The following is a 26,426-nucleotide window of genomic DNA, read 5'->3' on the forward strand; positions in this document are numbered from 1 at the left end:
CCGCCCCGAAGCTCAGTGCCAGGGATGGACGATGGCGGCGGGTGCCAGCGCCATCGGTTGCCCGGTCTTGCAGCTGAAGGCGTGCGCGAATTCCGGCATCGCCGCGAGCGGGCCGTTGACGCGCCACTTGCCCGGCGCATACGGGCTGCTGGCCTGATCGATCGCTGCGGCCTGCATGCTGGCCTGCTGCGGCCACAAGCGCGCCCAACCGGAGAAGAACGCGCCGGCATCGGCCGCGACAACCGGCTGGCCCTTGCCCAACGCGCGCCAGGCGGCATCGAGCCCGGCGAAATCGAGCAGGCTCTGGTCGCGTACCAGTTGACCGTTCACCATCCTGCCGGTCAGGCCGGGGTAGGCCCAGCCGTTGGCCTGGCTGCCGATGCGCGCGAGGCGATCATTCCAGGCGGCGGTGTCGGCAGGCGTCCACCAGTCGCGGAACGCGCCCTTGGCGTCGACCATCTGGCCATGCGCATCGACTGCACGCACCATTGCACGCGCGGTCAGTGCGCCGAAACTGCCATAAAGCGCGCCGTTCGCTTGCGCCATGTCGAGCACCGGCGACTGCAACATCGCGGCGGTGATGATGATGCGGTTCTGCGCCGGGTCGTAACCGAGCGCCGGTGATTGCGGCAGCACGCTCCAGCGACGATCGGCGTTGCCCTTGCCGATGCGCTTCATTTCCTGGGCATGGCGCCAAGTCGCTGCGATCAGCATGTTGCTGCCGAAGCTGCCGCGCCCCATCGGCTGGATGGTGTAGTCGAGGTCGCGCGCCGGCGCGCCGATCTCGATCTTCATCGCGGCCATCTTGGCCTGCGCTTCCGCCTTGGCGGTCGCACTCATCCACGTCGATGCCTGGACATCGGCGTCCAGCGCCTGGCGCACTTCCTGCGCGATCGCCTCGGCGCGCTGTTTGGTCGCAGCGGGCAGATAGCGCGCGGTGTATTCGTGGCCGAGCATCGGGCCGGCGGCGGTATTGATCGCGTCCAGCACCTGCTGCCAGCGCGGCGGCGCGGCGCTTTCATTGCGGAAGACCACGCCGCGGAACTGTTGTTCGGCATCGCGGAAACCGCGCGAGAGATACGGCGCCATCGCGTTGCCGACCTGGTAGCGCAGATAGGTTTTCCACTGGCTGGCCGGCACTGATTTCACCAGCAAATCGAGCTGGGTGAAATAGTTGGGATCGACCATCGATACGCGATCGTCGTTCACGCCCTGTGCCTTGAGGAAATCGCCGAGCTGCAGGTTGCGATAGGCGGCCAGCGATGCCACCGGCACCGCGTTGAAGTCGGAGCGCGGATCGGGATTGGCCTTGAACGGGCGCGACAGCTGGGCGAGCCGCGTTTCCAGACCGATCACCATGTCGAGATCCTGCGCCAGCTTGTCGGGCTGGCTGCCGGTGAGGGTGAGGATGTTTTCGACGTATTTGCGATAGCGGATCATGATCGCGTTGATGTCGGCGTCCTGGCGCGTGTAGAACGCGGGATCGCCGAGACCGAGGCCGCCCTGGCTGAAGTAGCCGATGTGGCGATTGAGATCGTCGAGATCGACGTCGGCGGCGAAGTTGAAGGCCACCGGGATGCCGACCTGGTGCAACGCGGCGATCGACGCGGCGACATCGCCGGAGCGGCGGATGCCGTCGATGCGCGCGAGCAGTGGCGCGATCGGCTTCGAGCCATCGGCTTCCACCGCGGCTTCATCGAGGCCGCTGGCCCAGAAATCGCCAAGCAGCTTCTGCACGTTGTTCTGCGGGCCGCTCATCGCCGCGTCGAGCAGGTCGCGCTGCTGCTGCACCGCACGCGCATCGAGCTGGCCGAGGGCGCTGAGCGTGACGTTGTTGGCCGGCATCGGGTTGGTGGCCAGCCACGACTTGTTGACGACGTCGTAGTAGTCCGCGCATTCCGCGGCCACGGGTTCGGCCTTGGCCTTCTTTGGTGCTGCCTTCTTCTTGGCGGCCATCGCGCCGAATGGCGTGGTGGCAAGCAGGGCGGCGAGGGCAAGGACGAGTGGGCGTCGGGTCATCGTGGCAGGATTCCTGTGGCAATCCGCCAAGTCTAGCAATCGCGGCCGGTTGCTTCCTGACCCGGAAACGACGAGGCCCGGTGATCCCGGGCCTCGTGCGGTATTGCCAGCGCGTGCAATTACCAGATCTGCACGCGTTTGTCGCCGGAACGCACCATGGCGTCGCCGTCCTTGCACTGGAAGGCCTGGGCGAACGCCGGCATGTTGCTGGGCGCCGCGATCGCGCGGAACTTCGTCGGTGCATGCGGGTCGCTGTTGAGCAGCACCAGTTGCGCCTTGTCGCGGATGTTGCCACGCCAGACGCGGGCCCAGCTGAGGAAGAAGCGCTGGTCGCGCGTCAGGCCATCGATCATCGGGTCGGGCTTGCCGGCGGCGGCCGTCTGCATCGCGGTGTAGGCGAAATTGAGGCCACCGAGATCGCCGATGTTCTCGCCCATCGTCAGCTTGCCGTTGACGTGCTTGTCGGGCATCGACGGAATCGGCGCGTAGGCGTCGAACTGCGCGCCGAGCAGGGCGGTGCGTTCCTCGAAACGCTTGCGGTCTTCCGGCGTCCACCAGTTGGCGTTGTTGCCGGCGCCGTCGAACTGGCTGCCCTGGTCGTCGAAACCGTGGCCAGCCTCGTGGCCGATCACCGCGCCGATGCCGCCGTAATTGATGGCATCGTCGCCATTGGCGTAGAAGAACGGCGGCTGCAGGATGGCGGCGGGGAAGTTGATGGTGTTGTCGGTGGGGTTGTAATAGGCGTTGACCGTCTGCGGCGTCATTCCCCATTCGAGGCGATCGGTCTTCTTGCCGATGTGGTCGAGTTCCCAGCGCTGGTTGAAGGCGCGGGCGGCACGCACGTTGGCGAAGAAATCATTCGGGCTGACCTTCAGGCCGTCCCAGCTGCGCCAATGGTCGGGATAACCGATCTTGGGCAGGAAGGTCGACCACTTGGCGATCGCCTTGGCCTTGGTGGCGTCACTCATCCAGTCGAGGTGTTCGATGCGCGACTTCAGCGCGTTGCGGACGTTGTCGACCAGCACTTGGGCGCGCGCCTTGGATTCGGCCGGGAAATAGTCCTTGACGTAGAGCTGGCCGAGACCTTCACCCATCGCGCCGTTGACGGAACCCACCACGCGCTTCCAGCGCACTTCCTGTTCCGGCTGGCCGTTGAGCGTCTTGCCGTAGAAGTCGAAGCGTTCGTTCTGGAACGCGGTCGACAACGACGGCGATGCGCTGTCGATGGCGTGCGCGGCTAGGTAGTCGCGCCATTGCGCAGCGGGAACGTCGGCCAGCATCTTGTCGAATTCGGCGAAGAACTTCGGCTGCGACAGCGAGAAGCCCTTGCCAGGCTTGACGTCGATGGCCTTGAAGAACGCTTCCCACTTGAAGTGCGGGGTGATGTGGTCGGCTTCGGCGAGGGTGACGAAGTTGTACTGGTTCTTGGGATCGCGCAATTCCACGCGCGACAGCGACGCCTTGGCCAGGCGCGTCTCGAAGGCGAGCACGTTGTCGGCGCGCTTTGTGGCATCGGCGGCCTTGGTGCCGGTCATCGTGAACAGCTTGGCCAGGTGGTCGCGATAGGCGGTGCGCAGCGCGGCGTACTCATCCTTGGTGTAGTAATCCGGCGTCGGCAGGCCGAGGCCGCCCTGTCCGGCGAAGGCGATCTGGTTGCTGGCGTTCTTGAAGTCGGAGCCGGAACCGAAGCCGAAGACATGGCCCGTGCCTTGCGCGGCGGCCTTGCCCAGCCATGCCGCGATCTCTTCCGGCTTCTTCAGTTTGGCGATGGCGGCGAGGTCGGGCTTGATCGGCGAATAACCGGCCTTCTCGATCGCGGAGTTGTCCATGCCGCTGCGGTACAGCCAGCCGACCTTCTGGTCGATCGATCCGGCCTTGGCCTCGTCGGCGCCGGCGGCGGCCTTGTTGAGGATGTCGTGCTGGGCGTTGAGGCTCTGCTCGCGCAAGGCGTTGAACGCGCCCCAGCTGGTCTTGTCGGCCGGGATCGGATTGGCCTTGACCCACTTGCCGTTGGCGTAGGCGTTGAAGTCCTGGCAGGCGGAGACGGAGCTGTCGAGATCGTTGACGTCGTAGACCGGCGCCGCGGATTGTGCCAGCGCCAAGGACGGCAGCAGGGCGAGGGCAAGCAGGCTGAACTTGGTTGAAGCCGGTCGGATGCGATTCATGCGGTGGGCCGTCGTTGGCAGTGGAGTCGAACTCCCGACTATAGGCTGGAAGTCATGGCTGGAAGGGTGTGGAAAGTCATGGGTGCGGGCGCTGGGTCACGCCGCGGGTATTGCCGGCGTGCTAGCGTCAGCCGGCCGAAACAACGGGAGAGGGTAGATGGACGTCCGCTTCGATGGGGCCGCCGGCCGGGTCACCGGGTCGCTGCATGTGGTCGAGGCGGCGGGCAAGCGCCTGCTGCTGGACTGCGGAATGATCCAGGGCTCCGACGCCGAGGAGGCGCTCAACGTCGCGCCGTTCAACTTCGATGTCGCCACGATCGATGCGGTGGTGATCAGCCACGCCCACATCGACCATATCGGACGCCTGCCGCTGCTGGTCGCGCGTGGCTATCGCGGACCAATCTTCGCCCAGGCCGCTACGGCCGAGCTGATGCCGATCATGCTGATGGACGCGGCCTCACTGCAGGAAAGCGATTCCGAGCGCAGCAATCGCCACCGTCGCGATGGCGAAGCGGAAACGGTGCCGCTCTATACCCGCGATGACGTGCAGAAGACCTTGCCGCTGTTGCGCACGCTCGACTACCACCAACGCACGGAAATCCTGCCGGGGATCGAGATCAACCTGCTCGATGCCGGACACATCCTCGGCTCGTGCATCGTCGAAGTGTTCGCCGATGGACGCAAGCTGGTGTTCTCCGGCGATCTCGGGCCGAAGGGCACGCCGATCCTCCGCGATGCCGAAAACCCCGGAACCGCCGATCTCCTGCTGATGGAAAGCACCTATGGCGATCGCGACCACAAGGATCGCGCCGAGACCATCCGCGAGCTCGGCAACATCCTCGATGCGGCATGGAAGGATGGCGGCAACGTGCTGATCCCCGCATTCGCGGTCGGGCGCAGCCAGGAACTGCTGTACTTTTTCGCGCGACATTGGGACGAATGGCAGATGTCGCGCTGGCAGATTTTCCTCGACAGCCCGATGGCGGCGAAGGTGGTGCAGGTCTACGACCATCACCACGAACTGTTCGATGCCGAGGCGCAGGACGCGTGGAAGGGCACGCCCAATCCGTTCCGCCTGCCCAACCTGCACGTCACCGAATCGGTCGACGAATCGATGGCGATCAACCGCATCACCCACGGCGCGATCATCATCGCCGGCAACGGCATGGCCAGCGGTGGCCGCATCCTCCATCACTTCAAGCACGGCCTCGATCGCCCTGAAGTGCATGTGGTGTTCGTCGGCTACCAGGCGCAGGGCACGCTCGGGCGCAGGTTGGTGGATGGCGCGAAACGGGTGCGCATCCACGGCCAGGACATCGCGGTCAACGCGCAGATGCACACCGTCGGTGGATTGTCCGCGCACATGGATCGCAGCGGTTTGCTGGAGTGGTACGGCGGGTTCAAGCCGTCGCCGCAGGTCGCCTTGCTGCATGGCGAGGACCCCGCGCGCGAGGCGCTGGCCGGCGAGATCAAGGAACGCTTCGGCATCGACGCGCGCTTGGCGCGTCCGGGCGTGAGCGTCGAGGTGTAGCGGTCAACCCACCGTATTGGAATCGTCGCGCTTGATGCGTGGCGGCAACGGATTCTGCCCCTGCACGCGGAACCAGATGTTCTCGGCGATGTTGGTGGCGTGGTCGCCGATGCGTTCGAGGTTCTTGGCCATGAACAACAGGTGCGTGCACGGCGTGATGTTGCGCGGGTCTTCCATCATGTAGGTGAGAAGTTCGCGGAACAGGCTGGTGTAGCGCAGGTCGAGTTCGGCATCGTTGTCGCGCACCTGCTGCGCCAGTTCGATGTCGTTGTCGCGGTAGGCGCGCAGCACGTCGCGCATCTGTCGCGCCGCCAGCCGCCCGAGCGAAGTAAGCCCGGTGACATGCGTCAATGGCAGCGGCGGCGTCTTGTTCAGCGCCATCGAACGCTTGGCGAGGTTGGCGGCATAGTCGCCGACGCGCTCGATGTCCGACGCGGTGCGCAGCGCGGTGAGGATGATGCGCAGGTCGCGCGCCAGCGGGCCGCCGGTCGCCAGTTTCATCACGTCGTGGCTGATTTCGTCCTCGAGTGCGTCGATGGCTTCGTCGTTGGCGATGATGCGCGCGGCGGCGCGGTCGTCGCGGCGATCGATCACGTCGAGCGCGGCTTCCAGTTGCGCCACCGCCATCTCGCCCATGTCGAGCAACTCGCCCTCAAGGCGCTGCTGTTCGGCGTCGATGCTCTTCAGGATGTGCTGTTCGTGTTCGCTGGCCATGTCGATTCTTCTCTCGTGATCGCCGGGTTGCTTGGCCGAATTGCTTATCCAAAGCGGCCGGTGATGTAGTCCTCGGTCTGCTTCTGCGTCGGCGCGCTGAAGATCGTCGAGGTGGTGTCGTGTTCGATCAGGTCGCCGAGGTACATGAAGGCGGTGTAGTCGGAAACGCGCGCCGCCTGCTGCATGTTGTGGGTGACGATGGCGATGGTGTATTCCTGCTTCAACTCTTCGATCAGCTGTTCGATGCGACTGGTCGAGATCGGATCGAGCGCCGAGGTTGGTTCATCGAGCAACAGCACTTCCGGACGCAACGCCACCGCGCGCGCGATGCACAGACGCTGCTGCTGGCCACCCGACAGGCCGAGTGCGTTCTGCCCGAGCTTATCCTTCACCTCGTCCCACAGCGCGCCCTGGCGCAACGCCAGTTCGACGCGATCGTTCATCTCCGACTTCGACAACTTTTCGTGGTGACGAATGCCATAGGCGACGTTGTCGTAAATCGTCATCGGGAACGGCACCGGCTTCTGGAAGACCATGCCGACCTTGCTGCGCAGGCGGTTCATCGAATACTTCGGATCGAGGATGTTCTCTCCGTCCAGCAGCGCTTCGCCCTTCGCTTCCATGCCCGGGTACAGCGCGTAGATGCGGTTGAAGATGCGCAGCAGTGTCGATTTGCCGCAGCCTGATGGGCCGATCAGCGCGGTCACGCGCTTTTCCGGAATGTCCAGCGTGATGTGCTTCAGCGCGTGGAATTTTCCGTAGTAGAAATCGAGGTCGCGCGCGGCGAGTTTCGGCGCGGCGGCCGGAAGCTGCTGCGTCGCGTTCGCCACGACTGGCTTGATGGTGGGCCTTGCGTCGTTCATGTCGGGACCATTCATGTTTGAGGCGGGGCTCAAGTCAGTCATTGGAAACGTGCTTGCGGAACAGGAAAGTGCGGGCGGCGAGGCTGATCGCCAGCACCAGCAGCGTCACCACCAGCGCACCCGCCCAGGCGAGATGTTGCCAGTTGTCGTCCGGTGCGCCAGCGAACTTGTACATCACCTGCGGCACGCCCGACATCGGATGGAAGATGTCGAGGGTGAAGAAATCGTTGCCGAGCGCGGTGAACAACAGTGGCGCGGTTTCGCCGGAGATGCGCGCGATCGAGAGCAGGATGCCGGTGACGATGCCGGCACGCGCCGAGCGATACAATACCTGCATGATCACCTTCCACTGCGGCACGCCCAGCGACAGCGCGGCTTCGCGCATCTGCGTCGGGACAAGACGCAACATTTCGTCGGTGGTGCGCACGACCACCGGCAGCACGATGAAGGCGAGGGCAATCGCACCCGCGACCGCCGAGAACTGGCCGCCGGTCTGCAGCACATACATCGCATAGACGAACAGGCCGAGCACGATCGACGGCGCCGACATCAAAATGTCGTTGACGAAGCGCACCGCGGTGCCGAGTTTGGTGTGGTCGCCATATTCCGCCAACCAGGTACCGGCGGCGATCCCGATCGGCGTGCCGATCAGTACTGCCATTCCGCACATGATCAGGCTGCCGACGAAGGCGTTGCGCAGGCCGCCGCTGGTTTCGCCCGGTGGCGGCTGGTCCTGGGTGAACAGGTGCAACGACAGCCCCGGGATGCCGTTCTTGACCAGCGTCCACAGGATCCAGGCGAGGAACACCAGGCCGAAGATCGCGGTGATGCAGGCCAGCGCGACCGATATCGCGTTGATGATGGAGCGGCGGCGGTACAGCGACTGGCTCGCGCGTTCCTGCGCGGTCATCGTGGCGGACATCAGTTGCCCTCCCGGCGCGCCAATTGGGCCAGCATCAAGCGCGCCAGCGCCAGCACCACGAAGGTGACGATGAACAGCACGAAGCCGAGCAGCAACAGCGCGCCGCGTTCCTCTTCACCGGCTTCGCCGAAGTTGTTGGCGATCAGTGCGGCAATCGTGGTCGACGGTTCCAGCAATGACTTGGTGAAGTTGACGCTGTTGCCGATCACGAAGGCGACCGCCATGGTTTCGCCCAGGGCACGGCCAAGGCCGAGGAAGACGCCGCCGATCACCGCCGAACGGGTGTAGGGCAGCACGATGTCCCAGGTCACTTCCCATTTGGTGGAACCGAGCGCATAGGCCGATTCCTTCAGGCGCTGCGGCACGGTGAGGAAAACGTCGCGCATCACCGAGGCGATGAACGGCACCACCATGATCGACAGTACGAAGCCTGCGGTCAGCATGCCGGCGCCGATCGGCGGGCCCTGGAACAACGCGCCGACCACCGGCCAGTTGCCCATGTGTTCGGTCATCCACGGGATGAAGGTGTCGCGCATCACCGGCATCAGCACGAAGAAGCCCCACATGCCGTAGATGATCGAGGGAATGCCCGCGAGCAGTTCGATGGCGAGGCCGATCGGCGTGCGCAACTTGCGCGGCGCGACTTCGGTGAGGAAGAAAGCGATGCCGAAACTCACCGGCACCGCGATCAGCATCGCGATGATGGCGGTGACGACGGTGCCGTAGATCGGCACCAGCGCGCCGAACTTGCCGGCCGGCGGATCCCACGCCGTGGTGGTGAAAAATTCAAGCCCGTGCGTCAGCAGGATGCTGCGTCCGCCCCACAACATCGACAGCGCGGCGCCCGCCAGCGTCAGCAGCACGAAGACCGCCATGGCCGTCAGCAGCCAGCGGAACAGCTTGTCGTTGCGGGCGTCCTTGACGTCCCTGTTGCCCGGCGTGGCCGGGCTGCTGATGGCGGTCGAGTTCATTCGCGCTTACTTGAAATTCTCGGCCCAGTAGGCTTCGATCTGCTGCACCAGTTCCGGCGGCAGCGGCACGTAGTCGAGCGCCTTGGCCTGGTCCTGGCCGTGCTCGAAGGCCCACTTGAAGAAATCGATCGCGGCCTTGCGATCAGCCGGATTCTTCGGCGTTTTCTGCATCAGGATGAAGTTGGTCGCGGTGATCGGCCACGCCTGCGCGCCGGACGCATTGGTGATCACCAGGTTGAAGTCTTTCGCATTCTTCCAGTCGGCGCTGGTCGCGGCGGCGGCGAACGATTCCGCGCTCGGCTGCACCCAGTTGCCGGCGGCGTTCTGCAACTGCACATGCGCCATCTTGTTCTGCAGTGCATAGGACAGTTCGACGTAGCCGAGCGATCCCTTCAATTGCTTCACGTAGGCGGAGACGCCTTCATTGCCCTTGCCGCCGATGCCGCCCGCCCAGTTGACGGTGGTGCCTTCGCCGATCTTGCTCTTCCACTCGGCGTTGACCTTGGAGAGATAGTTGGTGAAGTTGAAGGTGGTGCCGGAACCATCGGAACGATGCACCAGGTTGATCTTGGTCGCCGGCAGCGCCACGCCTTCGTTGACCTTGGCAATCGCCGGATCGTTCCACATCGTGATCTTGCCGAGGAAGATGTCGCCCAGCAGCGCGCCGGTCAGCTTGAGCTTGCCGGCATCGACGCCGTCGAGATTGACCACCGGCACCACGCCGCCGATGGCATCGGGAAACTGGCCGAGACCGGAGGCCGCGAGTTCATCGGGGGACAGCGGCTTGTCGGAAGAACCGAACGCCACCGTGCCCGCCTTGATCTGGGCGATGCCGCCGCCGGAACCGATCGACTGGTAGTTGATGCGGTTGCCGTTGGCCTTGGCGTAATCGGCGGCCCACTTCGACATCAGCGGGTAGACGAAGCTGGCGCCTGCGCCGGTGACACCGGCCTGGACCTTGGCGGCCGAATCCGGCTGGCTGCCGCCTGCGGCGGACGACGCGGTGCCGGTGGAATCGGGCTTGCAGGCAGCCACGGCCACGAGGGCGGCGGCCAGGATGGTCAGGCGCAGGGCAGGGCGCATCGGAATCTCCGCTGGGGTCGAATCCCCATTATGAAACCGCGACTTTGTGACAATGAAGTGACTGCGGTCAGGCGGCTGTCATGCAGAAAGCAAAAAGCGCGAGCCCTGCGGCCCGCGCTTCTGCTTCAAGCGACCGAAAGAGCTCTTACTTGATGTTCTGCGCCCAGTACGCCTCGATCTTCTTGACCAGGCCTTCCGGCAGCGGCACGTAGGCCAGCGATTCGGCCTGCGCCTGGCCGCTTTCCAGCGACCACTTGAAGAAATCGATCGCGGTCTTCGACGGCGCGGCGCGCTTGGCCTTCTTGTACATGATCACCCAGGTCGTCGCGGTGATCGGCCACGCTTCGCCACCCTTGGCATTCGTCATGATCACGTTGAAGTCCGGTGCCGACGACCAGTCGGCGGTGTCGGCGGCGGCCGAGAAGGTCGCCGCGCGCGGCTGCACCCAGTTGCCGGCGGCGTTCTTCATGCGGGTGAAGGACAGCTTGTTCTGCAGCGCGTAGGCGTATTCGACATAGCCGATGCCGCCGTTGACCTGCTTCACGTAGGCGGACACGCCTTCGTTGCCCTTGCCGCCGATGCCGGTCGGCCAGTTGACGGTGGTGCCTTCGCCGACCTTGCCCTTCCAGTCCGCGCTGACCTTCGACAGGTAGTTGGTGAAGTTGAACGAAGTGCCCGAACCATCGGAACGGTGGACGACGGTGATCTTCATGTCGGGCAGAGCGAGGCCGCCGTTGAGCGCGACGATCGCCGGATCGTTCCACATGGTGATCTTGCCCATGAAGATGTCGGCCAGCACGTCGCCGTCGAGCTTCATTGCGCCGGCCTTGATGCCCGGAATGTGCACGACCGGCACGATGCCGCCGACCACGACCGGGAACTGGACGAAACCGAACTGGCGCAGCTCGGCAGCGCTCAGCGGCTTGTCGGAGGCGCCGAAATCGACGGTGGCGGCCTTGATCTGGGCGATGCCGCCGCCGGAGCCGATCGACTGGTAGTTGACCTTGTTGCCGGTGGACTGCGCGTAGGCGGCCGACCACTTCGACAACACGGGGTAGACGAAACTGGAACCGGCGCCGGTGACGTCGGTGGCGTGCGCGGAGACAGCGCAGGCGGCGATGGCCAGGCCGGCGGCCAGGCGGAGTTGCGGGGTGAACTTCACGGGATGCTCCCTTGGGTTTGGATCTGGATGAGTGGGCGGTCGGAACCGTCGGGACGATTTCATGTTGAAAAGATGACAGCCGCGCGACTCAAATATTTCCATTGCGTGACAGCGTGACAACGTGTGCAGGTTTTGCTCATGACGACATGAAAAACCATCAATTGCATTTTTGTCGCAAATTTGTCACAAGACTGACGGATTCTTAACACCACCCGCCGGCAGGCACTCCGCCACGGCGCCCGCCATTCGCCAATCTCCCCATGAGGAAGCTGTCCATGCGTACCAATCTGCTCGCGGCGATGATCGCCGTCAGTCTCTTCGGCGCGGCCACCGCGGCCCACGCCGATCCCGATCCGCGCACGAAGCATTCGACCAAGCGCCATGTCGCGAAGAAGAAGGCAGCGCCGGTCGCCACCGAAACCGCCGCGCCGGCCGCTTCTTCCGAGCGCGCCGAAATCGATGCGCTGAAAGCACAGCTCGCCGCCGTGCAGGAAAAGCTGGCGAACCTCGAGGAGCGCACCGACGCGCAATCCGAAGTCAACACGCAGCAAGCCAAGACCAACGACGACGTCGCCAAGAGCACGGCCAAGACCGACAAGCTGGAGAAGCTGGTCAACGACACCAGCATCACCGGCGTCATCTTCGCCGACATGTCCAACCTGACCATCAAGGACAACGGCGTCAAGAAGGCGGCCAACAATGGCATCGGCTTCGACGTCAAGCGCGCCTACATCGGCATCAACCACAAGTTCAACGATACCTATTCGGCCAACATCACTACCGACTTCCAGTACCTCGGCACGATCAACGGCACTGCCATCAATTCGACCGAACTGTTCATCAAGAAAGCCTATCTGCAGGGCAAGTACAGCGATGCCTTCATCGTGCGCCTGGGCTCGGCCGACATGCCGTGGATCGGCTATGCAGACTCGCAGCATCCGTATCGCTATGTCGAAAACTCGCTGGTCGATCGCATGAAGGTCGGCAACTCGGCTGACTGGGGCCTGCACGTGCTGGGCAACCTCGGCAGCAATGGCATGTTCAACTACGCCGCGTCCGTGGTGAACGGTGGCGGCTACAAGAACCCGACCCGCAGCAAGGGCGTCGATGTCGAAGCCCGCGTCGGCGTGACGCCGATCGAAGGCCTGAACCTGTCGGTGGGCGGCTATCACGGCAAGCTCGGCAAGGAAGCCTATCCGACCAACACCCCGACCGAACACAGTGCCAACCGCATCGACGGCATGATCGGCTACGGCAACAAGTGGTTCCATGTCGGCGGTGAGTACTTCCAGGCCAACAACTGGAATCGCGTACTGCTTGGCACCGCCGCGCCGCCGTCTGCGGTGGGTGGTTATGGCCTGCCGGTCTACGCACCGGCGACGCCGACCAACCTCAAGCCCTACGTCGGCGACCGCGCCCGCGGCTGGGCGATGTTCGGCAACGTCAACTTCACCGACAAGATGTCGCTGTTCGGTCGCTATGACCAGGCTGACGTCAGCCGCTGGCTGGACCCGGCGCTGAAGGACAAGTACTACAACATTGGTCTCGATTACGCGCTGACCAAGGGCGTCAAGGTGGCAGCCGTGTACAAGCACGAAGACGTCAAGGACAACTCCAAGACCAATGCCAAGGCCGACGAATTCGGTCTCTGGACCGAGGTCAAGTGGTAAGCGATTGACGCAACAAGCAAGTGAAACGGCGGCCACGTGCCGCCGTTTTCTTTGGGGCGCAGCCAGCACGTGCTCAAGGCTTCAACCCGCCGTCTTGTCCTTGAACTTGCACAGATCGCGGATCGCGCACTGCGGGCACTTCGGCGTCCGCGCCACGCATACATAGCGACCGTGCAGGATCAGCCAGTGGTGCGCATGCGCCATGAATTCTTCCGGCACGCGCTTCAGCAGTCCGTCCTCGACCGCGCGCGGCGTCTTTCCCGGCGCCATCCCGGTGCGATTGCCGACGCGGAAGATGTGGGTATCCACCGCCATCGTCGGTTCGCCGAAGACCACGTTCATCACCACGTTGGCGGTCTTGCGGCCGACGCCGGGCAGCGCTTCCAATGCCGCGCGATCGTGCGGCACTTCGCCGCCGTGCAGATCGATCAGTTGCTGCGACAGCGCGACCACGTTCGCCGCCTTGGCGTTGTAGAGGCCGAGCGTGGCGATGTGCGATTTCACCCCATCCACGCCCAGCGCGACCATTTTCTTCGGCGTCGGCGCGACCTTGAACAGCGTGCGCGTCGCCTTGTTGACGCCGACATCGGTGCTCTGCGCCGACAACACCACCGCCACCAGCAACTGGTAGGGCGACTGGTAGATCAGTTCGGTCTTCGGTTCGGGATCGAGTTGCCGCCAGCGTTCGAACGCCTCGCGGATTTCGGCACGGGTCATCTGCGCCATCACTGCCCCTTTGCGCGTGCCAGCGCTTTTGCGAGCGCGTTCGCTGCGGCTGTTGGCAGGGCAGGCGTTGACGATGAAACATCGGGTGATGACGCCTGCGCACGACGCGCATCGCGCCTGCGTGCACGCTCGGCGAGACGATGCTGGCGCGCACGATAGCGTTCGCGTGCATCCCAGGCGAAACGCAATTTCACCGCGGCGACGAGGATGCGTTCGCGATCACCGAGTTCAACTTTGGCGCGATCGAGGCAGTCGGCGCAGGCAAGTTCCATCAATCCGGATTCCAGCGCGGCGTCGACATCGCCGGCATCGAGCGCAGCGACCACGTCGCGCAATCGCGCCGGATCGATCGCGCTTCCATCCGCACACAACGGGCAATTCGCACTCGCCACCGGATCAGCGTCCCTTGAACTCCGCAGCGCGTTTTTCCATGAAGGCCGTGGTGCCTTCGCGCATGTCGTCGGTGGAGAACACCAGGCCGAATTGCGCGGACTCGTATTCCAGCCCTTCTTCCAGCGCGCAATCCTCGCCGATGTTCACGCAGTCGAGCAGGCCGCGCAGCGCCAGCGGTGCCGCCTTCGCCAGTTGCTGCGCCAGCTTCATCGTCTCCGCTTCGAGATCGGCCGCCGGCACCACGCGATTGACGATGCCGAGCTGCAATGCACGCTCGGCTGTGATCGCCGCGCCGGTCAGGCACAGCTCCAGCGTCGCCGCGCGTCCCGCCAGCCGCAGCAGGCGCTGGCTGCCGCCGAAACCCGGGATCAGCCCGAGATTGATTTCCGGCTGGCCAACCTTGGCGCTATCGGCGGCGATGCGCAGATGGCAACCCATCGCCAGCTCCAGCCCGCCACCGAGGGCAAAGCCATTCACCATCGCGATCACCGGCTTGGGCGCGCGCTCGATCCGCCGCATCATCCGCGTCCCGCGCAGGGAGAAATCGCGGCCTTCGGTCGGGGTCAGCCCATTCATTTCGGAGATGTCGGCCCCGGCCACGAAGGCCTTGTTGCCCGATCCGGTCAGGACGATCACCCGCACCGCGGGGTCGGCGATGGCCTCGGCGAAGGCCAGGTCCAGCGCCGCGATGGTCGCGGAATTCAAGGCGTTGAGCTTGTCCGGGCGGTCGATCCGGATCAGGCGCACGGCGTCCTGGTCGGCGATCAGGAGGGGAGAATCGGGCATGGGGCGGGGTCCGGATGACTGAATGGGAACTTTCCGGCCGATTGCGCTGTCCATCCATAGTCGCGGTCGAGGCCGTAGGCGATTATGCTACCCGCGCTTCCTGACGTCCGTCGGGACGCCAGACCATCCAAGGAGTGTTGTTTCGATGAAGATGCGTACCCTGGCCGCCGTACTTGCGGCCTTGACGATGACGGCCGGGGCAGCCAGCGCCCAGGACATGACGACCGACAAGGGCAAGCTCAGCTATGTCTTCGGATACCAGCTTGGCGGCCAATTGGCACAGGTCCAGGACAGCGGCGAGCAGATCGACATCAACTCGGCGGTCAAGGGCATCCAGGATGCCTACGCCAAGAAGGATCCCGCGCTCGCCGAAGCGCAGGCCAAGCCGGTGATGGAAGCCTTCCAGCGCCGCCAGGAAGCGCGTGCGCAGCAGGCCAAGGCCGAATACGACAAGGCCGCCGCCGCCAACCTGACCAAGAGCAACCAGTTCCTGGCCGCCAACAAGGCCAAGCCGGGCGTCAAGGCCCTGCCGTCTGGCGTGCAGTACCGCGTGGTCACCGCCGGCACCGGCGCGCGTCCGGCGCTGGGCAGCACCATCTCCGTCGCGTTCGCCGGCCCGTTCTTCATGGGTCAGCGTCCGCCGGAAGGCGCCAAGCTGGAACAGGCGCCGGCGATGAAGCTGAGCGAAGTGCAGGTCGAAGGCCTGCGTGAAGCCATCACCCAGATGCCGGCCGGTTCGCAGTGGGAAATCACCTTGCCGCCGAGCAAGGCGTTCGGCGCCGATCCGCGCACCGGCATGCCGCCGAATGCCGCCGTGCAGTTCGACGTCAAGCTCAACAGCGTCAAGTAATCGACGCGGTCGAGTGTGGAAACGCCGGCCCAGTGCCGGCGTTTTCGTTTGTGGGCACGGGATGGGAGAATGGCGCGATGAACGCCGCGCTGCCATTGCCGATCCTCTCGCCTTGCGTCGGCGTGTGCGAGATGGGCGATGACGGCCTGTGCGAAGGCTGCCTGCGCACGCTCGATGAAATCGGTGGCTGGATGGTGATGTCGCCGCAGTTGCGCCTGCACGTCATCGACGAACTGATCCCGGCACGCGCGGCGGCGCGGACATGACGCGCGATAGAGACGACGATCCGTTGTTGCGGCGATTGCGCCGCGTCCTCCATCCACTCGATGCGTTGCCGACGGGCGAGGGCGCCAACGCGCCACTGATGCGCGCATGGTTCGGCATCGAGACCTTCCGTGAAGCGGCGGTGTTGATCGGGCTGGTGCCGCGCGATGATGGCTGGAAGGTGTTGCTGACCCTGCGCACCGATCGCCTGCGCCACCACGGCGGCCAGGTCGCGTTTCCCGGCGGTGCCCGCGATCCCGGCGATGCCACGGCGATCGTGACTGCGCTACGCGAGACCCGCGAGGAACTCGACATTCCCGCCGCGCTGATTCATCCGCTGGGCGCGCTCGATCCCATGGCCACGGTCAGCGGATTCCGGGTGACACCGATCATCGCGTGGATCGATCCCGGTCACATCGCCAAACCCGATCCGCGCGAAGTTGCCGATGCTTTCGAAGTGTCGTTCGACGCCTTGCGCGATCCCGCCAATCTCGGTCAGGTCGAGATGAAAATGGGTGATGACGTTCGCCACATCCTTGAATACCGATTGCCGCCGTCGCTGTCGCCACACCGCATCTGGGGTGCGAGCGCGATGATGCTGGACGAACTGCGGCAACGACTGGAGTAAACCGATGTTCACCACCTTGATCGATTGCGAAACCCTGTTGCAGCGTCTCGACGATCCCGCGTGGGTCGTGCTCGATGCGCGCGTGCTGCTCAGCGACCGCAGCGCCGGCGAGACGATGTATCGCGCTGGCCATATTCCCGGCGCGCTTTACGCCGATCTCGAACGCGACCTCTCCGACATGCGCGTGCAGGGCGAAGGTCGCCATCCATGGCCGCACGACGACGACTTCACGCGCACGCTGGGGGCATGGGGGATCACGCCAGACACGCAAGTGATCGTTTACGACGCCGACCAGGGCATGTTCGCGGCGCGGGCGTGGTGGCTGTTGCGCACGCTGGGGCATTCCGCGGTCGCGGTGCTCGATGGCGGATTCGCGCGCTGGAATGCGCTGGGTTATCCGGTGACGACGGACTTGCCGGAAATTCGCGCCGTTGCATCGTATCCGGCCACGTTCGATCATTCGCTGTTGTTCTCGCACGACGATGTCGCCGCGCATCTGGAACACGGTGGCCTGCTGGTGGATGCGCGCGCAGCAGAGCGTTTTCGTGGTGATGTCGAGCCGCTCGACCGCAAGGCCGGTCACGTGCCCGGCGCGGTGAATCGTCCGTTCGCGCGCAATCTCGGCGAAGATGGGCGCTTCAAGTCGTCGCAACAGTTGTTCGCGGAATTCGCCGAACTGCTGTCCGGGCGCACGCCGTCCGACATGGTGTCGATGTGCGGTTCCGGCGTCACCGCCTGCCACAACCTGCTGGCGATGGCGCATGCCGGACTGGTTGGCGCCAAGCTCTATACCGGATCATGGAGTGGCTGGATCAGCGATGACGCGCGGCCGATAGCGACCGGCGGCTGATTCGCGGGCTTACTTCCCGAGTTTCGCCAGCAGCGCCTTGAGCGCGGCCTGCGTGTCCGGATGTTCCCAGGCATCGAGCATCGCATCGAGCCCGATGTGTTGCGGCGTCAATGCTTCGATCAAGTCGGCGCGGGCGATCGCACGGGTGCGCAACATCGGTGTGCGCGGCAATCCCTGCAGGCCGGCGAGCCAGTTGTTCGCGGCGGCGACGACATCGCCATGCGCGGCGAGTTCATCCACCAACCCGATCGCGAGTGCCGTTTCCGCATCGACCATCGCACCGCGCAGCAGCAGTTGTTCGGCGCGATGCACGCCGACCACGCGCCGCAACATGCGCTGGATGCCTTCCGGTACGGCGAGTCCGACTTGGGTTTCGTTGAGGCCGATCTGGAACGGTCCTTGCGCCATCACGCGATGATCGCAGCACAACGCCAGCACGCAGCCGCCCGCCGGTGCATGACCGGTGATCGCTGCAGCCACGGGAATCGGGCATTCCGCCAATGCGCGCGAGGCGGCGAAGAACGATTCCCATGCCGCATGCAACGCGGTGCGATCCTTGCCGAGCGACATCAGGTGCGGGACGTCGAGACCGGCCGAAAACACTTTCGCGCCACCGGCCAGGACGATGCCGTCGCAGCCATCGGCCACCGCCTGCGTGATCGCCTTGCAAAGCGTGTCGCAGAGCGCGGGATTCAGTGCATTCACCGGGGCGCGCATCAAGGTGATGGTGCGGGTTCCGGCGTGATCGTGGAGGTCGAGCATGGAGTGCATCCGCTGGGGCAAGCTCAGTATCATAGGCGGATGAAGATCAAGCGCACGCTACTCGTCCTTGCACTCGTCTGTCTGTCGTTGCCGGCGTTCGCGCGCGGCAATCACGAAGCATGTGCCCCCGTGGTGCGCGATGGCTGGATCCGCCTGGTGCCGGGCGGGATGCCGATGCACGCCGGGTTCGGACGCATCGAGAATCCCTGCGGCGCGGTGATCACCATCATCGGCGCGGGGAGTGCCGATTACGGCGACGTCAGCCTGCACGAGACGCGCGTGGTCGATGGCATTAGCAAGATGCGTGCGGTGCCGTCGATGCCGGTTCCGGCGCGCGGCGATATGGAGATGAAGCCGGGCGGCATCCATTTGATGTTGATGGAGCCGAAGCGTCCGCTGCGCCCGGGCGATCATGTCACGCTGCGTTTTGTCACCGGGAAAAGCGCGGGATTCAGCGGCGATTTTGTCGTGCGCGCGATGGGCGAGTAGCTGGTGTCGTCCCGAGCATGGCGAGGGATCAGCTTTATCGCGCCCGGCGTGCGCCCGCTTGGGTGTCCCTATCGCCGACACGCCGTGAATACGTCCATGTAGGCTCAGCCGCCGCATCCATGCGGCGGAATGGTCGGCCATAGGGACCCACCGCGCAGGCGCTGCCGGGCGTTGTAGTGTTTCGTCGCTGCGATGAAGTCACAGCGTGCGCGCTGTTGCTCTCGCTACTCGCCACAACCCACGCCAGCCAGCGAGTGCGAGGAACTCCGGCAACACCAGCCAGCGCGTGCGATCACCCCACCAACCGCTCCGCAGCCCGCCGCACACCTTCCGGCAGCGCACGCGGCTTGCCGCTCTTCACGTTGATCCACACCGCCACCACATTGCCATCGCAATGCACGCGGCCGTCTTCGCCCTTGATGCGATGTCCGATCACGACGCTGGTTTCGCCGATGCGTTCGCTGAACAGCTCGATCTGCAGCGTCGCCGGATAGTTCACCGGCGCGCGGTAGTTGAGCGTCGATGACGCCACCACTGGCGCGAATTCCTCCGTCACCCATGGCTCGCCGAGCTGGGCGAACCAGCGGATGCGCGCTTCTTCCAGCAGGCTGAGATATGTCGCGTTGTTGAGGTGATTGAAAGCGTCGAGATCGCGCCAGCGCAGTTCGATCGGAATGACGAAAGCGTTGCTCATGTTCAGCCCTTTTTCTTCTTCAGCAATGGCGCGAGGAAACGCCCGGTGTGCGAGGCCTTCATCTTCGCGACTTCTTCCGGCGTGCCTTGCGCGATGATCTCGCCGCCCTTGCCACCGCCTTCGGGACCGAGGTCGATGATCCAGTCGGCGGTCTTGATGACATCGAGGTTGTGTTCGATCACCACCACCGTGTTGCCTTCGTCGCGCAGGCGGTGCAGCACCGCGAGCAATGCCTCGATATCGTGGAAGTGGAGGCCGGTGGTCGGTTCGTCGAGGATGTAGAGCGTGCGTCCGGTATCGCGTCGCGACAGTTCCTTCGACAGCTTGACGCGCTGCGCCTCGCCACCGGACAACGTGGTCGCCGACTGCCCGAGCTTGATGTACGACAGCCCGACATCCACCAGTGTTTCGAGTTTGCGCGCGATCACCGGCACGTGTTCGAACAGCTTCAGCGCGTCCTCGACCGTCATCTCCAGCACGTTGTGGATGTTGTGGCCCTTGTAGAGGATCTCCAGCGTTTCGCGGTTGTAGCGCTTGCCGTGGCAGACGTCGCAGGGCACGTAGACGTCCGGCAGGAAGTGCATCTCGACCTTGATCAGTCCATCGCCCTGGCAGGCTTCGCAGCGGCCGCCGCGCACGTTGAAACTGAAACGTCCCGGCGCATAGCCACGCGCGCGTGCTTCCGGCACCTGCGCGTACAACTCGCGCAAAGGCGTGAACAGCCCGGTATAGGTCGCGGGATTGCTGCGCGGCGTGCGACCGATCGGTGACTGGTCGATGTCGACCACCTTGTCGAACAGATCGAGGCCCTTGACGTCCTTGTGCGGTGCGGGCTTGTGCGAGGCACCATTGATCTCGTTGGCAGCCAGTGCGTACAGGGTGTCGTTGATCAGCGTCGACTTGCCGGAACCAGAGACGCCGGTGATGCAGGTCAACAGCCCGGCCGCAATTTCCAGATCGACGTTCTTCAGGTTGTTGCCGTTGGCGCCGCGCAGCTTCAGCAGCATCTTGCGATTGGGTTCGTGGCGCTTCTTCGGCACCTCGATCGCACGGCGGCCGCTCAGGTAATCGCCGGTGATTGAACGCGGCGACTTCAGGATGTCGGCGATCTTGCCTTGCCCGACGATTTCGCCGCCATGCACGCCGGCGCCGGGGCCGATATCGACGACATGATCGGCGAGGCGGATCGCGTCTTCGTCGTGTTCGACCACGATCACCGTGTTGCCGAGATCGCGCAGTCGCGTCAGCGTGCCGAGCAGGCGTTCGTTGTCGCGCTGGTGCAGGCCGATCGACGGTTCATCAAGCACGTACATCACGCCGACCAGTCCAGCGCCAATCTGTGAAGCAAGACGAATGCGTTGCGCTTCACCACCGGAGAGGGTGTCGGCCTTGCGTTCCAGCGTCAGATAGTCGAGTCCGACATCGACGAGGAAGCGCAGGCGTTCGCCAATTTCCTTGACGATCTTGCTGGCGATCTCGCCGCGCCAACCGGGCAATTCCAGTGTCTGGAAGAACGTCATCGCGTCGCCGACCGGCAGGTGCACGATGTCGTGCATCGGATGTTCGGCCACGAACACGTTGCGCGCGGAACGATTCAGGCGCGAGCCTTCGCACACCGGGCAGGCGCGTTCGCTGACGTACTTCGACAGCTCCTCGCGCACCGCCGGCGAATCGGTTTCCTTGTAGCGGCGTTCGAGGTTGGGGAGGATGCCCTCGAATTCGTGCTTGCGCTGTTTGCGACCGTGCGGTCCGACATAGTGGAAGGTGATGGCTTCGTCGCCACTGCCATTGAGGATCACTTCGCGCACGCGCTTCGGCAGGTCTTCCCACGGCGTGTCCACCGAGAAGCCGTAGTGCTTCGCCAGCGACTGCACCATCGAGAAGTAGTAGGCATTGCGGCGATCCCAGCCGCGCACCGCACCGGCCGAGAGTGACAGTGTGGGGTTGCCGATCACGCGGTCGGGATCGAAGAACTGCGTCACCCCGAGGCCATCGCAACTCGGGCAGGCACCGGCCGGCGAATTGAACGAGAACAGCCGCGGTTCCAGCTCCGGCAGCGCGTAATCGCAGACCGGGCAGGAATATTTGGAGGAGAACAGCAGCGGCGCGGCATCGGCGTGATCCATGCTCTGCACGATCGCCATGCCTTCGCCGAGCTTGAGGGCGGTCTCGAACGATTCGGCCAGGCGCTGGCGGATGTCCTCGCGCACCTTGAAGCGATCGATCACGGCTTCGATGGTGTGTTTCTGGCGCAGCGTCAGTGTCGGCAACGCATCGATTTCGTAGATGGCACCATCGACGCGCACGCGCACGTAGCCCTGCGCCTTCAACTGCTCGAACACCTGCGCGTGCTCGCCCTTGCGATCGCGGATCACCGGCGCCAGCAACATCCAGCGCTGTTCGGCCAGCTTGGGGTCTTTCGCCATCGCCAGCACGGTGTCGACCATCTGGCTGACGATCTGCGCTTCCAGCGGGAAATGATGATCCGGACAACGCGGCGTGCCGACGCGCGCATACAGCAGGCGCAGGTAATCGTAGATTTCGGTAATGGTGCCGACGGTCGAGCGCGGATTGTGGCTGGTCGATTTCTGTTCGATCGAAATCGCCGGCGACAGGCCTTCGATGTGGTCGACGTCGGGCTTTTCCATCATCGACAGGAACTGCCGCGCATACGCCGACAATGATTCGACGTAGCGGCGCTGGCCTTCGGCGTAGATGGTGTCGAACGCCAGCGATGACTTGCCCGATCCCGACAGGCCGGTGATCACGATCAGCTTGTCGCGCGGCAGATCGATATCGATGTTCTTGAGATTGTGGGTCCGCGCGCCACGCACGCGGATGGTGTCAATCGCCATCGGCAATCCTGAGGGAGGAGGAGAGGGCAATCGCCTAGCGTAGCCCCGCAATACAGGTGGGGGCAATCGTGCCCGGCGCAAGTCTCATTCGCCGCGACCGCCCAAAGTCGCCCCAACGAAAACGGGGCGCCGAAGCGCCCCGTCCATTCGAACCATCTCGCGATTACTTCGCCACGGTGAACTCGATGCGACGGTTCTTGGCACGACCATCCGCCGTGCCGTTGTCGGCGACCGGCTTGTCCTGGCCGTAGCCCTTGCCGCTGAGGATGCCGTCGGTGACGCCCAGTTCCTTGAGCTTGGCGACCACGGCGTCGGCGCGTTCCTGCGACAGCTTCATGTTCGCCGCCGCATTGCCGGTGTTGTCGGTGTAGCCGCCGACCTCGATCTTCGTTCCGGCCGGCGCGCGCTTGATGGTGTCCGCGGCCTTGGTGAGGATTTCGAGGCTGTCCTTGGTGATGGTGGCCTTGCCGGTGTCGAAGCGGATGCCCATCAGGCTGAGTGCCTTGACCAGATCATCGGCGCTGAAGCCGTCCTTGAGCTTCGACAGGGCGTCCGCGCCCTTGTCATACAGGCCGCTGATCTCGAAGCCGGCGAAGGCATCGCGGATCTTGTCGGACAGCGCGGCGCGATCGCCTTCCGGCACGCCGGAGAGATCGATCTTCACCTTGTCGCCATCGATCGCGAACTTGACGCCCTTGGCCTTGAGGTCGGGCAACACCGCGATGACCTTGTCGAGCCAGCCGGCGGGCGCGGTCGTGGCATCGGCGCTGATGTCGCCCTTCACTGCGTCGGCACCAAAGGTCTGCTTCAGGGCGTCAGCGAGGCGCGTCTTGTCGGCATCGACCAACTGGCCGCCGACATTCACCGAGCCATCCTGGTTGTCGATCTTGAGGCTAGGTTGCGCGCTGGCAGCCGTGGCCGGTTTGGCTGTGTCGCTTGGAGTGGTGACGGCCGGTGCCGATGTCGCCGGCTCCGGAGCCTTGTTGCAGCGGCTCAGCAGGAACAGTCCGATTGCCACCAGCGCTGCCAGCAACACCCACGGCAGCCATTTGCTGCTGCCACTGGATCCGCTGCCGCCTGTCGCGGCCGCTGTGGCGCGATTGCCGAGGCCGCCGATCGCATCGACCGCCTTGCCACCGGCCGCTCCAACCGCGCCCACTGCAGCGGTGCCGGCGCCAATCACGCCCGCGCCCGCACCGATGACGCCGGTGCCGATACCGTGCATGAAATCGCCGATTCCGCCCAGATAGCCGTGCAGGCGTTCCGGAATGGCGCTGCCGACCGGAATCTGGCCATCCTCGGTCAGGGTGTGGAAGACCTCGGGCAGCATCGCGCTCAGTGCGGTGCTGGCGGTTCCGGCATCCACGCCCGCGTGCTGGGCGATATGGCCGACCGTGTCGCTGCCGAGCACCGATTCCAGCTGGGCCGGGCTGATCGCCTGGTTGGGGCCGTGGCCGATCCACGAGGCGATCAGGTCGCCCAGGCCGTGGCTGCGGAACAGGTCGACGAAGCCGGCCGGGCCACCGCGTTTTTCGTTGAAAATGACGGCCACCAGCATGCCGAGCAGCTGTTTGGCCTTCTCCAGGCTGATCCCGTAGCGGGTCGCCACGTCTTGCAGGATGCTATCGAACATGGGCGCACTTCCTGTTCAGATTGGGTGAGGGGGCATGGTCGGACCGCTTCCTGCGGACTGCGGCGTCCCGTCCAGCCGCCATGCGCCGCCGATCATCCCCGCGCCCCGTGAAACCCCGGTGACGGGTCAGTTGCGCGGGGATCGCCCGATCTTCTATAATTCCGGGTTCAGTGCGCTTGCCGCGCGCTGGACCACGATAACAACAAAGGAAGCTTGGTCATGTACGCAGTTGTTGTAACGGGCGGTAAGCAATACCGCGTGATGCAGGGCGAAACCCTGCGAGTCGAAAAGCTGGAAGTCGAAGCCGGCAATGAAGTCACCTTTGACCAGGTGCTTCTGCTGGGTGATGGCGAAGGCGTGAAGCTGGGCGATGCGCTGAAGGGCGCCACCGTCTCCGCCAAGGTGATCGGCCACGGCCGCGCCGACAAGGTGAAGATCGTGAAGTTCCGTCGCCGCAAGCACCATCGCAAGCAGATGGGTCACCGCCAGCATTACACCGAAATCGAAATCACCGGCATTGCCGGCGGCAAGAACTAAGGAGACGCAGTCATGGCACATAAAAAGGGCGTAGGTTCCTCGCGCAACGGCCGCGACTCCAACCCGAAATACCTCGGCGTGAAGATCTTCGGTGGCCAGGCCATCGAAGCCGGCAACATCATCGTTCGCCAGCGCGGCACCCAGTTCCATCCGGGTGCAGGTGTCGGCCTCGGTCGCGACCACACGCTGTTCGCGCTGGTCGATGGCAAGGTCGAGTTCGCGGTGAAGGGCGCGCAGAAGCGCCGCACCGTCAGCGTGGTGGCCGCATAAGCATCTCCCCGGAGATGCCGTTCCTCTGAAAGCCCCGCTCCGGCGGGGTTTTTAGTTTCTCCCTGTTGTCACCCCCGCTTCGCAGTGACGACTTGCAAAAGCGATAAGCTCACCGTTCTCCGGATATCCGTTGCCCATGAAACTCGTCGACGAAGTTGAAATCATCGTGACCGCCGGCAAGGGCGGCAACGGCTGCGTCGCATTCCGGCGCGAGAAGTTCATTCCGCTGGGTGGCCCCAATGGCGGCGATGGCGGCAACGGCGGCAGCGTGTGGCTGGAGGCCGACGAGAACCTCAACACGCTGGTCGATTTCCGCCACCAGAAGATGTTCCGCGCCCAGCGCGGCGAAAACGGCCTGGGCAGCCAGATGTACGGCAAGGCCGGCGATGATCTGGCGATCAGGGTGCCGGTCGGCACCGTGGTCACCAATGTCGCCACCGACGAGGTGATCGGCGACCTGACGAGCCACGGCCAGCGCCTGCTGGTGGCGCAGGGCGGCAACGGCGGCCTCGGCAACATGCATTTCAAGAGTTCGATCAATCGTTCGCCGCGCCAGTCCACGCCTGGCACGTCAGGCGAAGAGCGCGATCTGCGGCTGGAGCTGAAATTGCTGGCGGACGTCGGCCTGCTCGGGTTCCCCAACGCCGGCAAGTCGACCCTGATCCGCGCGGTCTCGGCGGCGACGCCGAAGGTGGCCGATTACCCGTTCACCACGCTCTATCCGAACCTGGGCGTGGTCAGCGTCGAGCCACACAAGAGTTTCGTCATTGCCGACATCCCCGGCCTGATCGAAGGCGCGGCCGATGGCGCTGGCCTCGGCGCGCTGTTCCTGCGCCACATCCAGCGCACGCGCCTATTGCTGCATCTGGTCGAGATCGAGCCGCTGGATGGTGGTGATGCCGCCGAACAGGTGCGCGCGATCGAGCACGAGCTGGCGAAGTTCGATGCCGGGTTGATGGAAAAGCCGCGCTGGCTGCTGCTCAACAAGGCCGATCTGCTCACCCACGAAGACGCGCAGGAACAGGCGCGCAAGGTGATCGGTGATCTCGGCTGGACGGCGCCGTGGTTCATCGTGTCGGGGCTGGCCCACGAAGGCACGCGCGAGGTGATGTTGAAGATCCAGGCCTTCCTCGACGAACTGCGCCGCGAGGAGCTCGAGCAGGCGCAAAACGACGCCACGACGCCGCATGTTCCCTGAGTCGCGCGGGCACGAAAAAACCCCGCACATGGCGGGGTTCCTTGCGGCTGCAACGGCATCACGATGCCGCTACGGCGCGATCACCGGATCAGGCGGCCTTGAGGGCCTTGATGCGGTCGTTCAGGCGGCTCTTGTGACGCGCAGCCTTGTTCTTGTGGATCAGGCCACGGCTGGCGAAACGGTCGAGCAGCGGCTGGGCCGATGCGAACGCGCTGGTAGCGCCTTCGGCGTCATTGGAGTGCAACGCCTTGAGCACCTTCTTGACGGCAGTGCGGAGCATGGAGCGCTGGCTGTTGTTGCGAGCGTTGCGGACGACGGTCTGCTTGGCGCGCTTCTTGGCGGACTTGATGTTGGCCACGATGTAACCCTGAAAATCGGTCTGAAAAGACGG

The 26,426-nt window shown here is 64.4% G+C and carries 23 protein-coding genes and 2 pseudogenes; 9 read left to right on the forward strand and 16 right to left on the reverse strand.

What is annotated here, in order from left to right; all coding sequences use genetic code 11:
- Positions 1 to 12: 12 nt before the first annotated feature.
- Entirely contained in the window at positions 13 to 2,019 is a 2,007-nt protein-coding gene (locus Lysil_RS09475) for a M13-type metalloendopeptidase (protein WP_103075358.1), read from the reverse strand.
- Positions 2,020 to 2,138: 119 nt separating this feature from the next.
- Entirely contained in the window at positions 2,139 to 4,184 is a 2,046-nt protein-coding gene (locus tag Lysil_RS09480) for a M13 family metallopeptidase (RefSeq protein WP_103075359.1), read from the reverse strand.
- A gap of 157 nt (positions 4,185 to 4,341) precedes the next feature.
- On the opposite strand from Lysil_RS09480, the gene Lysil_RS09485 reads away from it, so the two are divergent.
- Complete coding sequence (locus Lysil_RS09485; RefSeq protein ID WP_103075360.1) at positions 4,342 to 5,715, forward strand: MBL fold metallo-hydrolase RNA specificity domain-containing protein; 1,374 nt, start codon at positions 4,342 to 4,344, stop codon at positions 5,713 to 5,715.
- A gap of 3 nt (positions 5,716 to 5,718) precedes the next feature.
- On the opposite strand, the gene phoU is transcribed toward Lysil_RS09485, so the two are convergent.
- The 6 genes from phoU to pstS (Lysil_RS09515) all read right to left on the reverse strand — a co-directional run bounded on the left by phoU (position 5,719) and on the right by pstS (Lysil_RS09515) (position 11,430).
- Complete coding sequence (gene phoU, locus Lysil_RS09490) at positions 5,719 to 6,429, reverse strand: phosphate signaling complex protein PhoU (RefSeq protein WP_103075361.1); 711 nt, start codon at positions 6,427 to 6,429, stop codon at positions 5,719 to 5,721.
- A 44-nt stretch (positions 6,430 to 6,473) separates the two neighbouring features.
- The gene (pstB, locus tag Lysil_RS09495; protein ID WP_425477160.1) at positions 6,474 to 7,334 is read right to left on the reverse strand and encodes a phosphate ABC transporter ATP-binding protein PstB; all 861 of its coding nucleotides are present in this window, start codon (positions 7,332 to 7,334) and stop codon (positions 6,474 to 6,476) included.
- A complete protein-coding gene (pstA, locus tag Lysil_RS09500) occupies positions 7,327 to 8,214 on the reverse strand; it encodes a phosphate ABC transporter permease PstA (RefSeq protein WP_103075363.1) in 888 nt (295 codons plus the stop codon). The genes pstB and pstA overlap by 8 nt, the downstream gene beginning before the upstream one ends.
- Positions 8,214 to 9,185 carry a phosphate ABC transporter permease subunit PstC gene (gene pstC, locus Lysil_RS09505; protein ID WP_103075364.1) on the reverse strand — a complete coding sequence of 324 codons (972 nt, stop codon included), beginning with the start codon at positions 9,183 to 9,185 and terminating at the stop codon, positions 8,214 to 8,216. The genes pstA and pstC overlap by 1 nt, the downstream gene beginning before the upstream one ends.
- A gap of 6 nt (positions 9,186 to 9,191) precedes the next feature.
- A complete protein-coding gene (pstS, locus tag Lysil_RS09510) occupies positions 9,192 to 10,268 on the reverse strand; it encodes a phosphate ABC transporter substrate-binding protein PstS (RefSeq protein WP_103075365.1) in 1,077 nt (358 codons plus the stop codon).
- Positions 10,269 to 10,413: 145 nt separating this feature from the next.
- Positions 10,414 to 11,430, reverse strand: a complete 1,017-nt coding sequence (gene pstS, locus Lysil_RS09515) for a phosphate ABC transporter substrate-binding protein PstS (protein WP_205756928.1) — start codon at positions 11,428 to 11,430, stop codon at positions 10,414 to 10,416.
- Between the two features lie 275 nt (positions 11,431 to 11,705).
- Between pstS (Lysil_RS09515) and Lysil_RS09520 the strand changes: the two genes are divergently transcribed.
- Positions 11,706 to 13,100 (forward strand): porin, encoded by a 1,395-nt coding sequence (locus tag Lysil_RS09520; protein WP_165782457.1) that lies wholly within the window; start codon positions 11,706 to 11,708, stop codon positions 13,098 to 13,100.
- A gap of 81 nt (positions 13,101 to 13,181) precedes the next feature.
- On the opposite strand, the gene nth is transcribed toward Lysil_RS09520, so the two are convergent.
- Genes nth through Lysil_RS09535 form a run of 3 tightly spaced genes read right to left on the reverse strand, consistent with a single transcriptional unit; the run spans position 13,182 to position 15,005 of the window.
- Positions 13,182 to 13,817 carry an endonuclease III gene (gene nth / locus Lysil_RS09525; protein WP_205756946.1) on the reverse strand — a complete coding sequence of 212 codons (636 nt, stop codon included), beginning with the start codon at positions 13,815 to 13,817 and terminating at the stop codon, positions 13,182 to 13,184.
- Positions 13,818 to 13,825: 8 nt separating this feature from the next.
- The gene (locus tag Lysil_RS09530; protein ID WP_103075369.1) at positions 13,826 to 14,197 is read right to left on the reverse strand and encodes a hypothetical protein; all 372 of its coding nucleotides are present in this window, start codon (positions 14,195 to 14,197) and stop codon (positions 13,826 to 13,828) included.
- Between the two features lie 25 nt (positions 14,198 to 14,222).
- On the reverse strand, positions 14,223 to 15,005 hold the full coding sequence (locus Lysil_RS09535) for an enoyl-CoA hydratase/isomerase family protein (RefSeq protein WP_103075370.1): 783 nt from the start codon (positions 15,003 to 15,005) through the stop codon (positions 14,223 to 14,225).
- Positions 15,006 to 15,150: 145 nt separating this feature from the next.
- Here Lysil_RS09535 and Lysil_RS09540 point away from each other — a divergent pair, with 145 nt between their 5' ends.
- From Lysil_RS09540 to Lysil_RS09550, 3 genes and pseudogenes are all read left to right on the forward strand, one after another.
- A complete protein-coding gene (locus tag Lysil_RS09540) occupies positions 15,151 to 15,855 on the forward strand; it encodes an FKBP-type peptidyl-prolyl cis-trans isomerase N-terminal domain-containing protein (RefSeq protein ID WP_103075371.1) in 705 nt (234 codons plus the stop codon).
- 77 nt (positions 15,856 to 15,932) lie between these two features.
- Positions 15,933 to 16,747 (forward strand): annotated as a pseudogene (locus Lysil_RS09545) (NUDIX hydrolase).
- Positions 16,748 to 16,751: 4 nt separating this feature from the next.
- A complete protein-coding gene (locus Lysil_RS09550) occupies positions 16,752 to 17,597 on the forward strand; it encodes a sulfurtransferase (protein WP_103075372.1) in 846 nt (281 codons plus the stop codon).
- 9 nt (positions 17,598 to 17,606) lie between these two features.
- On the opposite strand, the gene Lysil_RS09555 is transcribed toward Lysil_RS09550, so the two are convergent.
- Positions 17,607 to 18,368 (reverse strand): enoyl-CoA hydratase/isomerase family protein, encoded by a 762-nt coding sequence (locus Lysil_RS09555; RefSeq protein WP_103075373.1) that lies wholly within the window; start codon positions 18,366 to 18,368, stop codon positions 17,607 to 17,609.
- Positions 18,369 to 18,398: 30 nt separating this feature from the next.
- Between Lysil_RS09555 and Lysil_RS09560 the strand changes: the two genes are divergently transcribed.
- Entirely contained in the window at positions 18,399 to 18,848 is a 450-nt protein-coding gene (locus Lysil_RS09560) for a copper chaperone PCu(A)C (protein WP_103075374.1), read from the forward strand.
- Positions 18,849 to 19,140: 292 nt separating this feature from the next.
- On the opposite strand, the gene Lysil_RS09565 is transcribed toward Lysil_RS09560, so the two are convergent.
- The 3 genes and pseudogenes from Lysil_RS09565 to Lysil_RS09575 form a co-directional block, all read right to left on the reverse strand.
- On the reverse strand, positions 19,141 to 19,542 hold the full coding sequence (locus Lysil_RS09565; RefSeq protein ID WP_103075375.1) for an acyl-CoA thioesterase: 402 nt from the start codon (positions 19,540 to 19,542) through the stop codon (positions 19,141 to 19,143).
- A gap of 8 nt (positions 19,543 to 19,550) precedes the next feature.
- Positions 19,551 to 22,397 (reverse strand): annotated as a pseudogene (uvrA, locus tag Lysil_RS09570) (excinuclease ABC subunit UvrA); the annotation flags it as partial.
- A 163-nt stretch (positions 22,398 to 22,560) separates the two neighbouring features.
- Complete coding sequence (locus Lysil_RS09575) at positions 22,561 to 24,030, reverse strand: OmpA family protein (protein ID WP_103075377.1); 1,470 nt, start codon at positions 24,028 to 24,030, stop codon at positions 22,561 to 22,563.
- 219 nt (positions 24,031 to 24,249) lie between these two features.
- On the opposite strand from Lysil_RS09575, the gene rplU reads away from it, so the two are divergent.
- The 3 genes from rplU to cgtA all read left to right on the forward strand — a co-directional run bounded on the left by rplU (position 24,250) and on the right by cgtA (position 26,035).
- Entirely contained in the window at positions 24,250 to 24,567 is a 318-nt protein-coding gene (rplU, locus tag Lysil_RS09580) for a 50S ribosomal protein L21 (protein WP_103075378.1), read from the forward strand.
- A gap of 12 nt (positions 24,568 to 24,579) precedes the next feature.
- Positions 24,580 to 24,837, forward strand: coding sequence for a 50S ribosomal protein L27 (rpmA, locus tag Lysil_RS09585; protein WP_103075379.1), 258 nt, complete (start codon positions 24,580 to 24,582; stop codon positions 24,835 to 24,837).
- Positions 24,838 to 24,973: 136 nt separating this feature from the next.
- Positions 24,974 to 26,035, forward strand: a complete 1,062-nt coding sequence (gene cgtA / locus Lysil_RS09590; RefSeq protein ID WP_103075380.1) for an Obg family GTPase CgtA — start codon at positions 24,974 to 24,976, stop codon at positions 26,033 to 26,035.
- An 88-nt stretch (positions 26,036 to 26,123) separates the two neighbouring features.
- Here cgtA and rpsT read toward each other — a convergent pair whose 3' ends face one another.
- A complete protein-coding gene (gene rpsT / locus Lysil_RS09595) occupies positions 26,124 to 26,393 on the reverse strand; it encodes a 30S ribosomal protein S20 (RefSeq protein ID WP_103075381.1) in 270 nt (89 codons plus the stop codon).
- Positions 26,394 to 26,426: the final 33 nt, after the last annotated feature.

The sequence above is a fragment of the Solilutibacter silvestris genome, from assembly GCF_002895945.1.
GTDB classification, from domain to species: Bacteria; Pseudomonadota; Gammaproteobacteria; order Xanthomonadales; family Xanthomonadaceae; genus Solilutibacter; species Solilutibacter silvestris.